Source organism: Arcicella sp. GW458-12-2-14-TSB2, from assembly GCF_059423785.1.
Genome location: NZ_JBWKYN010000166.1, coordinates 1 through 13453 on the forward strand (window position 1 = coordinate 1; position 13453 = coordinate 13453).

11 protein-coding genes are annotated in these 13453 nt (G+C 33.4%); 9 read left to right on the forward strand and 2 right to left on the reverse strand.

Annotated elements, in window-relative coordinates; all coding sequences use genetic code 11:
• The first annotated feature begins 425 nt into the window (after positions 1-425).
• Together AC07XN_RS19330 and AC07XN_RS19335 are read left to right on the forward strand one after the other, a co-directional pair.
• Complete coding sequence (locus AC07XN_RS19330; RefSeq protein WP_309920042.1) at positions 426-704, forward strand: hypothetical protein; 279 nt, start codon at positions 426-428, stop codon at positions 702-704.
• A 129-nt stretch (positions 705-833) separates the two neighbouring features.
• Positions 834-1778, forward strand: coding sequence for a carboxypeptidase-like regulatory domain-containing protein (locus AC07XN_RS19335; RefSeq protein ID WP_494744233.1), 945 nt, complete (start codon positions 834-836; stop codon positions 1776-1778).
• Positions 1779-2126: 348 nt separating this feature from the next.
• On the opposite strand, the gene AC07XN_RS19340 is transcribed toward AC07XN_RS19335, so the two are convergent.
• Positions 2127-3572 carry a POT-type proton-dependent oligopeptide transporter gene (locus AC07XN_RS19340; RefSeq protein WP_494744234.1) on the reverse strand — a complete coding sequence of 482 codons (1446 nt, stop codon included), beginning with the start codon at positions 3570-3572 and terminating at the stop codon, positions 2127-2129.
• 507 nt (positions 3573-4079) lie between these two features.
• Between AC07XN_RS19340 and AC07XN_RS19345 the strand changes: the two genes are divergently transcribed.
• From AC07XN_RS19345 to lepB (AC07XN_RS19370), 6 genes are all read left to right on the forward strand, one after another.
• On the forward strand, positions 4080-4859 hold the full coding sequence (locus tag AC07XN_RS19345; RefSeq protein WP_309920033.1) for a ParA family protein: 780 nt from the start codon (positions 4080-4082) through the stop codon (positions 4857-4859).
• A gap of 62 nt (positions 4860-4921) precedes the next feature.
• The gene (locus AC07XN_RS19350) at positions 4922-5866 is read left to right on the forward strand and encodes a ParB/RepB/Spo0J family partition protein (protein ID WP_309920031.1); all 945 of its coding nucleotides are present in this window, start codon (positions 4922-4924) and stop codon (positions 5864-5866) included.
• Positions 5867-5986: 120 nt separating this feature from the next.
• Entirely contained in the window at positions 5987-6616 is a 630-nt protein-coding gene (locus tag AC07XN_RS19355) for a DUF5683 domain-containing protein (RefSeq protein ID WP_494744235.1), read from the forward strand.
• Between the two features lie 59 nt (positions 6617-6675).
• Positions 6676-7392 (forward strand): 4-hydroxy-tetrahydrodipicolinate reductase, encoded by a 717-nt coding sequence (gene dapB, locus AC07XN_RS19360; RefSeq protein ID WP_309920025.1) that lies wholly within the window; start codon positions 6676-6678, stop codon positions 7390-7392.
• 163 nt (positions 7393-7555) lie between these two features.
• Positions 7556-8728 carry a signal peptidase I gene (lepB, locus tag AC07XN_RS19365; RefSeq protein WP_309920023.1) on the forward strand — a complete coding sequence of 391 codons (1173 nt, stop codon included), beginning with the start codon at positions 7556-7558 and terminating at the stop codon, positions 8726-8728.
• Between the two features lie 175 nt (positions 8729-8903).
• Positions 8904-10103, forward strand: a complete 1200-nt coding sequence (lepB, locus tag AC07XN_RS19370) for a signal peptidase I (RefSeq protein ID WP_494744236.1) — start codon at positions 8904-8906, stop codon at positions 10101-10103.
• A 62-nt stretch (positions 10104-10165) separates the two neighbouring features.
• On the opposite strand, the gene AC07XN_RS19375 is transcribed toward lepB (AC07XN_RS19370), so the two are convergent.
• Entirely contained in the window at positions 10166-11032 is an 867-nt protein-coding gene (locus AC07XN_RS19375) for a hypothetical protein (protein ID WP_494744237.1), read from the reverse strand.
• Positions 11033-11240: 208 nt separating this feature from the next.
• On the opposite strand from AC07XN_RS19375, the gene AC07XN_RS19380 reads away from it, so the two are divergent.
• Positions 11241-13453 (forward strand): hypothetical protein (locus tag AC07XN_RS19380; protein ID WP_494744238.1); only part of this gene is annotated, 2213 nt, incomplete at its 3' end.

The following is a 13453-nucleotide window of genomic DNA, read 5'->3' on the forward strand; positions in this document are numbered from 1 at the left end:
GAGATATAAATCAAGAATGAGATAAACATCAATCCTGCAAAAAACCAGAAATACTTGGCACCATCTAGTTGAGCAAAAAGCCTTTGTTTACAATGTTTTCATTGATAAGATAAACCCTCGCTCTTCGAAGTCTCTGACTTCGAGGCTCAGATAATGACAATCTCTGATTGTTCAAGCCAATTTTAGAAGATCAAAAAAAGTTATTGGGAGTAGGTATTTTGTTTATAAAACGATTAAAATCAAACTATTACAAGTTTATCAGTTAAGAATCTACCTCGCTTCAAGTAATATTTCAATTCTCCACAAAGTAGAGAAATAATAGTTCTACTACCGTATAATAAGTTATTTAATTTTAAAAATATATTATTTGAAAAACTTAATATATTTGTTACTCATTACTTTAAACAATAAATTCAACACGTATTATGAAAAATTCAACACTTACTTCTTCTCGTTTTAAAGCAGCTACATTATCAATCATTTTAGTTTTCGCAACAGTCGAATCTACCTACGCAAAATTTTGGGGATGGGAATCTTCTGGAGGACGCGCCGTAGCATGTGGCAATTCAGGATACACAGTCAATCATGAGACTTACTATGTATTTGGTATTGCAGTATCTGACAGAAATGTCTGGAGAGATGCTAACAATAATGTTGTAGATCCACCAGCTTGTGCTGATAATATTAACTCAATGCTTGAATAGTCGTTTACTCAAGCCCAATAATAAAACTATTTTTAATCGAAGATTACACTAAATTACAATGACAAGTGAAAAACATTCGTTCTTGTAATCAGTGTAATCTTCGTTGTTTTTAAATTCCTTTAAGAAATAATGCATAATCGTCTTTATTTAATTTTCCTGATTTTTATCTTTTATTTTACCAATAACAATACTTTTTCTCAAACGGTAAAGGGACAAATTATTGATGCTAAAACCAAGGTTGGTATTCCGTTTGCTACCGTGTATCATCCAAAATCTTATGTTGGGCTACATACTTCAGAAGAAGGTGAGTTTAATTGGAATATCAGAAATATGAATGATACAATCATTGTTTCGAGTGTTGGTTACAAAACCTTACAAGTACCTGTAAAGAATTTTCAAAAAGATATCATTAACCTAATAACCCTTGATGAGCAAAGTACAGCATTAGCCGAAATATCCATCAATGCAACAAAACCCAAAAAAAACAAAAAGAACGTAGATGTAGAAATGGGGTACTATAACTTTAAAAAAAGTGGTAAATCGGTAATGAGACCCGGAGGAATAACAAATCTTGAAATTTATGCTACTTATTTACCCAATCAGAACAATATAAAAGGTTTCTTGAAAGAAGTAAAGTATGATTTAAGTGGTTTTTCTAAGTTTGGCGAAGCCCCAAGAGTAAGAGTTAGGATATTAGCATTTAACAAGCAAAGTGGTATTCCAGACAAAGATTTATTACAAGCAAACTTACTTTTAAAGGTAAACAAACTATCAAGTAATATAATTGTTGACCTCAGTGATTACAACATAGATTTCCCAAGCGATGGTTTATGTATTGCCTTAGAATTCTTTTGTCGTTCAACATGGGAATTGACCAATAAGAATCGTTCTGAAGAACATTCAAACTGTCCATATTTACCTTTAACTAAAATAGATAACAGCTCTGATGATGCACGAAGCTATTACTGGACTTTTCATAGTGGCAAGTGGAAATGGGTATCCATAACCGATGGCACAGTATTTAGACCAGGTTTAATGTTTAAATTTGGTGCGGTTATAGCAACAACTGAGTAAATATTCCAACCAGTACAAGTGTTATGAGAAGCGTCACTTGTAATTAAATAAATCATTTCAGTTTCAAACTGAAATGATTTAAAAGACTAAGACACAGGATTGTTTTTTGATTTCTCAAGTCATTTTTCATATCTGAAAATATAGGTTCACAAGTAAACGATTGATAGGACGAATACAACTCGAGCCTACCTGTAGGGGCAACCCCTTGAGGTTGCCCTTCGTAGTCCGAAATATTAGGACTAAAATAAACAGGATTTAAGACTTTTTTAAATAGACTTTCAATAAATCATACTGCTAAATTCTTGTGTCTAACGTCTTGTATCTAGTGTCTTTAAGTCTTATTGAAATTTATTCCGCTATCCCTACATAGCGTGTTTCCTTCATTTTAGATGCGATAGAGATATAAATCAAGAATGAGATAAACATCAATCCTGCAAAAAACCAGAAATACTTGGCACCATCTAGTTGAGCAAAGAAGCCTTTGTTTACAATGTTTTCATTGATAAGAGAAACCGCTAAATTACCAATAGAAACAGTTGAATAAAAAATAGCAGTCATCGTAGATTTCATTGATTTTGGCGAATTAGTATAAGCATATTCTAATCCTGTAATTGAAACTAAGATTTCACCCCATGCTAACACTAAATAAGCTAATATTTGCCACCAAACAGAAGGCTTACCACCACCATCAATACTTTCTTGAATTAATGCAATAATAACAAAAGACAAAGCGGTAAGAAAAAAACCAACTCCTAAACGACGTAATGGCGTAGTTTTGATACCTAGTTTGTCAAAGAAAGGATACACAAAATACGTAAAAACAGGAATAAAGCTTACTAAAAAGAAAGGATTGAATACTTGTACTTGTTCTGGTAATAAAGCAAAGCCTAAGCCAGTGTTTAAATCGATTTTTTGAGCTTGTAAAACCCATTCCGACAAATTTTGATCCCACAAAGCCCAGAATATTGGAATAAAAGCAAATACAATGATTAAACGATAGACAGCTTTTATATCGTCAACTTTTTGTGGGTCATAATTAGCCTTAGCAACGTCTAGCCAATGGTCACCCTTTTGTTTTTTACCAATATTAATTAGAGCATAAAAAGAAATAAAAATAAAATTATTCCTATTAATTCCCATCGGTGGCACTTTTACATATTTATTTCTACCTGAGAAGAATATTATCGTAGCCAATACCATTAAAATACCAGGTACTCCAAAAGCCCAAGCAGCACCATAATTCTTATAAATTATTGGAATACAAATGTTTGATACTACTGAGCCAGAGTTGATTGAGAAATAAAACCAGCCATATACTTTAGACATAAAGTGCTCGTTGGTTTTGTCAAATTGGTCACCCACGTTAGCAGATACATTTGATTTGATACCTCCAGCACCCGCAGCAATTACAATTAATCCCAACGAGAATAATGCTAAGTTAGTGTCAAACATTGCTAACATTAGATGTCCAAAACAATATAAAATAGACACGTATAATATCACTTTATATTTTCCGAAAAACCAATCAGCTGCTATACCTCCCAAAATGGGCATGATGTATGCCAAGGCAACAAACATGTGCACTTTTTGATTAGATTGGGCTTCGGCAGTTTGTTGAAGAAGTGGATTGAAAGTAGGGTTGAAAAATTGTGCAATCAAAAAAGTAGGAAGAATAGAACGCATCCCATAAAAACTAAATCGTTCGGCGGCTTCATTTCCGATAATGTAGGGAACAGCTTTGGGATAGCTATTTGATTTCTGAACCACCTCGGTTTCAATGGATTTTGATGTCATAAAATAAATGTGTTAATAAAGTATGTGAATGAAATGTAAAGAAAATGTTAAAATTAAACTTAATAAAATTACGCTAAAATACATTCTCTGAGTTTTAGAAACAATTTTGGCTACTTAATGAAAAGATTGTTAAATATACAATTTTTGTACTTTACTGCTAATTATATTTAAAAATCTTCACTTTTATTGTCTTAATCTAATTTTTAACCAAATAAAAATAATCATTTTAACTTATAAAACTAACACAAGTATTGATAGTTAATACTGAATCGCATTAGTACAAATCCTTATAAATTACTATTCGTGAAACATTTTGTGGAACACTCTTTGCTTATATGGTGAGAAAGGACGATATTTGAAGTCTGTTATTTGAGGTACTGGGAATTGAGAATTAACTTTTAGTAATAAAGAGGTAAGAATTATCAAAAATACTTTTTATAGCTTCTTTTCACTATTTATAATTTAATAACCTAGCTTAAAAAAGACTGTAACTCAGAAAAATCCAAGATGGGGAAAATAATTGCCATAGCCAACCAAAAAGGAGGAGTTGGAAAAACGACAACCACTATTAACTTGGCGGCAAGTTTAGCCGCTCTCGAATTCAGAACACTCATTGTTGATGCTGACCCGCAGGCGAACTCTACCTCTGGTTTAGGATTCAACCCCAAGGAAATCGAAAATTCAATTTATGAATGTATGGTCGATGGAGTAAATGTACAAGATATTATCATTGCTACAGATTTACCGTATCTCCATATTATTCCTTCTCATATCGATTTGGTGGGTGCCGAAATCGAAATGATTAACCTTCGTGACCGTGAACAAAAAATGAAGGAGTCGTTAGGGGTAATTCTCGATAATTACGACTTTATCATTATCGACTGTTCGCCATCGCTCGGTTTAATTACGATTAATGCCCTCACTGCCGCAGACTCAGTGATTATTCCTGTACAGTGCGAGTATTTTGCTTTGGAAGGTCTTGGTAAATTATTAAATACCGTTAAAATCATTCAATCTCGTTTGAATACCAATTTGGCGATTGAAGGTATTTTATTGACAATGTATGATTTAAGAGTTCGTTTGTCAAACCAAGTAGTTGCCGAAGTAACAGCCCATTTTCATAATATGGTATTCAATACCATCATTCCTAGAAACATCCGTCTTTCAGAATCGCCAAGCTTTGGTGTGCCAGCCATTGCACATGACTCAGAAAGCAAAGGGGCAATTAGTTACCTAAACCTTGCTCGTGAGGTTTTGGCAAAAAATGGATATGTCACCCAAGAGTAGATTTTTCTTCATAAGTTGATGTTTATTTCAGAAGAATCTATTCTTTATTTATAGTAGAAGAGATGAGTAAAGTAGAAATCCCAGCAGTAAAAAAACGTGTCGGACTTGGTAGAGGCTTAGGAGCTTTACTTCAAGATTCTGACGAGGTAAATAACACGCAGAGCCGTCACCAACCGGCTACGCCAATCGAACGTCCTACTCGTTTAGAGCAAATTAGTTCGATGAATGAAATATCGGTTGATTTGATTGAAACAAACCCTTATCAACCAAGAACACATTTTGACGAAGAGGCCTTGAACGAATTAGCAGATTCAATCAGAGTACAAGGTATTATTCAGCCAATTACTGTTCGACAGATTGCACCTAATAAGTTTCAATTGATTTCTGGAGAACGTCGTTTACAGGCTTCAAAAAGAGCAGGCTTGAAAAGCATTCCCGCTTATGTAAGAACCGCCGACGACCAACAGATGCTAGAAATGGCATTGATTGAAAACATTCAGCGTGAAAACCTGAATGCGATTGAAATTGCTTTAAGTTACCAGCGATTGATTACGGAATGTTCTTTAAAACAAGAAGAACTAGGAGATAGGGTAGGGAAGAACCGCACAACAGTTAATAACTATATCCGCTTACTGAAATTGCCAGATGTTATCCAAGTAGCACTCAGAGATACTAAAATATCAATGGGTCATGCACGTGCCATCATCAATATCCCTGATAGAGAACAACAATTAGACATTTTTCAGAAAACGATTGCAGATGATTGGTCTGTTAGGAAAGTAGAAGAAGCTGTTCGTGAATTAGCCAATGCATCTTTAGTGAATACTGCTAAAAAAGCTATTGGAGGAGGAGTAAAGCAAGAAATCAGGAGTTTACAGTTTCGTTTACAAGCCTATTTTGGGGCTAAAGTAACGGTAAAAGCAGATGATAAAGGCAAAGGAGAAATTAAAATTCCATTTACTTCTCAGGAAGAACTTGATAAAATATTATTGGCTATAAAAGCTTAGTTGAGAATCCAGTCCTTCTACATTTCAAAAGAGGACTGGATTTTTCTCTTAAAAAATCTTAATTACCCTTCACCAGACGGAATATTAGCGGTAATTTTGCGTTGAAGTTCAAAAACTAAAATGAAGAAATTACTATTTGGCTTATTTTTTTTTCTTGGCTTGTTGCTTGAAAACAAAGCACAAGTTTTGAAAGGAGGTAACGTAGAAAGTCTTAAAGACTCAGTAGAAACTGCCATTGCAAAGAAAGATTCTGTAAAAAAGCCTTATAAAATCATTCCTAGAGTTTCCACTATCCGTTCGGCAATGGTACCTGGATGGGGGCAAATTTATAATAGACAATACTGGAAATTGCCTTTGGTATATGGCGGATTTGCTGTAAATATTTACTTTATTGTAACGAATCATGCTAGATATGCGTATTATAAACAGCAATATATTGATAACTTCCAAGTAACTACGCCACCATCTAGCGCTAAAATTACGTTATATGGAGACAATAGTGGAGTACAAAGAGAATACACTTCTGCGCAACTCAATACGATTGTAAATGGTTATCGTAGGAACAGAGATGGCTCATATCTGATTTTAGCCGTCGTGTGGGCTGCTAATATCATTGATGCCAACGTGACTGCCCACTTAAAAACCTTTGATTTGACGGATGATATTTCACTGAAAATTCAGCCGACACTTACAAGTCCCGATATGATGAATACGGTGTATGGTGCCAAAATTACTTTTGCTTTTAAGTAATAAAATTTAATAATAAATCCCGTTTGGGAATATTCAATTATACAATCAAACTTTTAATTATGAATATTGTTTTACTCGGTTATGGAAAAATGGGAAAGGTTATTGAGAAAATTGCCTTAGACCGAGGTCATCAAATAGTTGCTCGTATTGACATCACTAATCGTCATGAGTTTGAAGCCTTAAGTCCTTCACAAATTGATGCAGTCATTGAATTTAGTCACCCTTCTTCTGCTTTTGAAAATGTTAAAGCATGTTTAAATAAAGGTGTTCCTGTAGTATGTGGTACAACTGGCTGGCTTGAAAATAAACCAGCAGTTGAAGCCTTAGCCATTGAAAAAGACGGCGCTTTCTTTTGGTCGTCCAATTATTCTATTGGAGTAAATATTTTCTTCCAATTGAATAAAATGTTGGCAAGACTCATGAAACCGCAGAAACAATATTCGGTTTCGACTACAGAAATTCATCATACTGAAAAGAAAGATTCTCCATCTGGAACAGCTATTACGATTGCTGAAGGGTTGATAGAAAACCTTGAAGGCAAAAGCAAATGGATAAATAATGAAAATCCTGCTGATGACGAAATCGCTATTTGGTCGGCACGCGAAGGAAAAGTACCAGGAACGCACATTGTAAAATATATTTCAGAGATTGATCAAATAGAAATCTCGCACATTGCACATGGTCGTGAAGGTTTTGCTTTAGGTGCAGTCATTGCCGCAGAATGGATTGTTGGCAAGAAAGGCGTTTTTGGAATGAGTGATTTGTTGGCTTTTTAGCTTTTTTTAGCTTTGAGCTATCAGCCGTGAGCAATCAGCTAAAAAACTCAAAGCTTAATGCTCATAGCTCATAGCTCATAGCTCATAGCTCATAGCTAAATTGTAATTCTATTATAAACTATTCGATAATAACCATAGGAAAAATATTTCCAACATATATAAAATGTCAGAAAAAAAACAAATTAAACAAAAATCAGCTTTTCGCGAATGGATTGATTCTGTAGTATTTGCAGTAGTAGCGGCCACATTAATACGTTTCTTCTTTTTTGAAGCCTATACAATTCCTACACCATCAATGGAAAGTTCACTGATGGTTGGTGATTTCCTTTTTGTAAGTAAATTACATTATGGCGTTCGTACACCCAAAACACCTCTTCAAGTACCTTTAACACATCAGAAAATATGGGGAACAGATATTCCTTCTTATTTACGTTGGTTAGATTTACCTATCAAGCGTCTTCCTGGATTCTCTGATGTAAAGCAAGGTGATGCTGTAGTGTTTAATGTACCTAACTACACGCCTGACGGAGATGCCCCAGTTGATTTAAGAACTTATTATATCAAACGTTGTATCGGAACTCCCGGTAAAACATTAGAAATTCGTGATACACAGGTATATATCGACGGTAAACCGATGGAAAATCCACCGAAATTACAGCATGAATATATCTTAAAAGTAAAAGAGCAGTTAACAGAAGAGTTCTTTGAAGAGCATAATATTTTTAATGGAGTAGATGCTACAGGACAGTCGAATGCTAACTGGATGGAAGTAAACTTGACTGCTCAAGATTCCTTAGTAGGGGGTTTGCACGACTATATCGTAAATACTTATCAAGGAAATATCGATGAGTTCAAGAAAATGAAATCATTTGTGAGCGTAGATTTGTTAAAAGCAGCGAAAAATACACCTGACGGACAAGATGGCATGACCAACGACGATGGTGCTACGCCAATGTTTGGTAGTTCGTATATATGGAATAGAGATAACTATGGGCCTTTGTTGATTCCTAGCAAAGGCTTAACTATTAAGCTAGACTCGGGTAATGTAGATAAATACAAATACATTATTAAATACTACGAGGATAACAAAAATGTAGTGATTGATGGTCATAGAATTATGATTGATGGCAAAACAATCACTTCATATACATTTAAGCAAGATTATTACTTTATGATGGGGGATAACCGTCATCATTCAGCGGATTCACGTTATTGGGGCTTTGTGCCTTCTGACCACATAGTTGGTAAGGCGGTATTTATTTGGATGTCATTAGACCCAAATAAGAACTTCTTGAGTAAAATTCGTTGGAACAGAATCTTTAGATTTGTTAACTAGTAGGATTTAGCCCACCATCAAAACGTGTAAATGATACTTTTATTCATTTACACGTTTTTTGTTTTATAGCTAGTCTATCCACTCATAGATAATTGATAAAATTCTTTTCAATTACTGTAATTGATTAAATATTTTTCCGACTAATGATAAGAAACATATTTTCAAGACAGATAAAATGACAGAGAAAAAAGAACCTATAACAAAATCGCCTTTCCGTGAATGGATTGATTCCGTAGTATTTGCAGTAGTAGCAGCCACTTTAATACGTTTCTTCTTTTTTGAAGCTTATACAATACCTACTCCTTCTATGGAGAGTTCTATGATGGTGGGGGATTATTTATTTGTAAGCAAGCTACACTATGGCGTGCGTACGCCTAAAACACCCCTTCAAGTACCCCTGACACATCAGAAAATATGGGGAACAAATATTCCATCATATTTATCTTGGATAGATTTACCAATCAAACGTTTACCGGGATTTTCGGAAGTAAAGCAAGGAGACGCAGTAGTATTTAATGTACCCAATTTTACGCCCGATGGCGATGCTCCCATTGATTTAAGAACGTATTATATCAAACGCTGTATCGGTACCCCAGGCAAAATCATTGAAATACGTGATACACAAGTATACGTTGATGGGAAACCAATGGAAAATCCTGTAAAAATGCAACATAAATACCTGCTTTATGCCAAACAAGATTTGCAAACCTTAAGTGCGGAGGAGGCAAGTATTTTTGAAGAAATGGGCATTACAAATGGTGTTGATGCTGCTGGAGACCCTAATGACAATTTTACTATTCCTTATACGGTGGATGAAATTCAAAATATTGATTCTACTAAAAGTAAATTTAAGTACGTTATCAATACATCTCAAGCAAACGTAGATGCATTAAAGCAAAAACCTTGGGTACAAGACATCAAAAAAGTGATTATGCACAAAGGGACGGCTGATTCTCAGGATAGTAGAACAAATGATGACGGGGCAACAGCTATGTTTGGTAGTTCTTATGTGTGGAACAGGGATAATTTCGGACCGTTGCTGGTTCCTAAAGAAGGCTTAACTATTCCCTTAAATGCTGTTAATGTTGATAAATATAAATACGTCATTAAATATTATGAGGGTAATAAAAATGTGGTGATAGACGGACATAAAATCATGATTGATGGCCAGGCAATTACTTCTTATACCTTTAAACAAGATTATTATTTTATGATGGGTGATAACCGTCATCATTCAGCCGATTCACGTTACTGGGGCTTTGTACCTGCTGACCATATCGTTGGTAAGGCCGTATTCACTTGGATGTCATTAGACCCTAACAAGAGTTTCTTTAGCAAAATTCGTTGGAATAGGGTATTTAGATTGGTGGATTAATAGATATTCACTACCATGGGCTAAGTAAGCATTTTTTACTTAGCCCATGGTAGTAAAGTGCATTATTTGGTATTATCTTTAATTTGATTCTTTACAGAGATTTTACTACTTTTTTCGGATTGCAGGTGCATCTCCATTGTATTGCTTGTTTGTTGGGTTGTATGGGCCAGGTTTATTGTCGAAATTAATTTAGTATTTTTATCTACTAACAATTCCCCTTCATAATAGTTCGAGCTAATACCGCTGGTAATAGCTATATTACTTATTTTTCTAGATTGATATGTACTATTGGAAATAACCTGACTTTTAAGGGTAATTAGAGCTTGATTGTTATTAAATTTGAGGCATTGATATGTGTTAATAAAGGTAGCTTTTTTTGTTTTTATAGTATCTGTCCAGATTTCATTTAATGAAAATGTAGGCTTATTAAGAAGAAGATAGTCCCATTCGTCAACAGGATGTAATCTTATAGATTCTTGCCAAACGCTCTGAAACATTTCGTTACGGTAGGTATTTTCAAATGTATTTGTTTTGACATTGAAAATAGACTCTTCGGGGCTATTTATATAGCTATCATATCTTTTTCCTAAAGATTCAGTGGTAAAATCTCGGTCAAAAGGGTTTTCAGAATCGTAAATTTTTTCTTCTGTTTTAATTCTTATCTTAACTTTTATTCGTTTGATAACGCGACTGATTTGTAATAAATCATTTGATTTTAGTTTAATTTTCGTTTCTCTAAGGTAAGTTTTTTCTTGAGTACCAATATTTTGTACAAATGTGACGCCATTTTTGGATGTTGAGTTAGTGGTGGGATCAGATTGTGGAATTATTTCAATTTGGGTAGAGATTGTCTTATTTGTTAATTCACCTTGCGAGAACATCGATGGGGGCAAACTGAAGATGACTAAAATTGTTAAGATGTATTTCATTATGTATAAATTTAAATGAGTGTTGGTTGCAAAATAATTGATTTAAATTTACTTTTACAAGAGTTATATGTTCAGTATTGTAATATACTACTATATAAAAAATCAAGAAGCTCTATTTCATGACAATCTATTCTTATTGATGTCTAATGCCGTGGGGTTAATTAGCCTATTTAGAAATTATCTTATAAATCTACATGTTTAAAACTTCATGATAAAAGCTAAAACCATTTTAAGTTTATTCCTATTTATAACTTTACATCAACTTGAGGCTCAAAACTTTTCTGTTTGTTTACATTTTTCTCCAAAGCCAACTAGTGCTATTTGTTCCATTTCGCTAAATACTAAAGTTTCTAAGACCTTTCAAGCGAAAGATACCTGTATTAACCTGAATATATCAGGTAGAAGTCAACACTCTCTAGAAGTAAGCGCACTTGGCTATAAAACTGAATCAATAACTTTTAATTTAGATACGCTACGTAAGCCAATTGTTATTACTATACAAGAGAAAAATATCCTTCTACAAGAAGTAGAGGTAAAGGCTTCTCCTTTAATAACCATGAAAGGAGATACACTTGTAATTAATGCTAAAAATATTTTTACCAAGCCTCAAAGTGATGCTACAGAATTAATAAATAATCTTCCCGGAGGAATGATAACTCCTAATGGGCAAATTTATTTGTTTGGAAAACCAATTAGCAATATTACAATAGAGGGTATGAGCATATTTGGTGGAAACCCTAAAACTATTTTGATGCTTTTAAAAGCAGATATGGTTGCTTTTTTAGAAATTCTACCTAATGGTGATAACCAAAGAAATGAAGTAAATATCAGATTAAAAGAAGGTAGAAAAAAAGGTATTTATGGTGAAGTAGAAGTGCTAGCAGGTTCATTTGATAGAGAAAGCGAAGGAATAAAGATTAATAGAATATCCCCTAATAAATTTTTAAGTTTTTTTAGTACAGCCAACAATCTAAATCAAAAAAATGCAACGATAGGAAATTCTATTAGTTTAGCCAGTAGTTTTTTTAAGAGAATAGACGGAGCATATTCTTTAACAGAGTTTATAGATGGTTATGCTACCGAGGCTAGTAAATTCAAATATTTACCTACCTCTATTAATGATGATGGTATTAATACAAATAAGACAACTGGTATAAATTATAGTTTTAAGGTTAAGAATCAAGATTGGATTGCTTTTTCAGTGTTGGATGCAAATAAAAGGAGCTATCAAGAGTTAAATAAAAAGTCACTTTATTTTTCAGATAAGGAATTATTTAAGAATATTTCAGATAATAGAAATTACAAAACTTATGAATGGCTTAATACAGTAGGGTTAAACTGGAAAGTTGATGCTAAGAATACTTTAAAGTGGCTACAAAGTTATCGTTGGACTAATGCTACAATAAATAGTAAATACAATAGCACATCTTCAGTAGCATCAATAGATGTAAACGACCTTAATATTTTTGATAATCAATCTTATCGGACTCAACATAATTTTATTGCCAATCAACAATTACAATTCATTCATCGTCATCAGAAACCCGGAAGAGTATCATCTTTATATTTAGCTGGATATTGGGAGCAAAAGAAAGATGATTTTCAATATGCTAATACGCTCAAACAATCATCATCATTATTAGATTCAAACAATCAGCTTCGTAATCAGCCCTTTAATAATCTCTTTATAGATTTTCAGTTTCAACACAGTTTACCTTTATCAAGAACATGGCTATTAGATACAAAAATATTTAATAAAATTGATCAGAAGTTTTATAAACAATCAGTATATAATTGGAATAGCATTAACAATACCTATGACGATTTTCTTGGTTTTTCAAGTATTCCTACATTTGAAGTGCTCAGTTCAGAATTAGGTGTTCAAGCTGTATTACTTTATAAGAAAAGGCACTGGCAGTTAGCTTCTGGCTTAGGGTTAACATATTTAAGGTTTTCAAAGAAATTTCCAGAAACTATAATTGAAGATAACAGGATGGTTTTTATTCCTAAAATTTATGCTGAATATAGTATTTTGCCAAAAGGGAAAGTTTCAGCTTTATATCAAAAAAAATATCAATATCCTGATACTCAACAATTATTTCCAATACCAGATAGTTCAAATATTACATCCATTCAGTTAGGGAATCCATCTTTATCAATCATGGAAAAACATAGTTTTAAGCTAAATGTAAACTTTCCATCTGCTTCAGGAAAATTATTATCATTAAACTTGAATTATGAGTTTACTCCAAACAATATTATTGGTGGACAGTCTCTTACTGGTGTAACAACTAACAATTATTATCTCCAGAAGAATTTAGCTTCATCATATTGGCAAGTTATGGCTTCGTATAGTTTGTTTAACCAACGTAAGTGGAGTTTATATACTATCAATTCTCTTGCTAATATTAATAACTATAC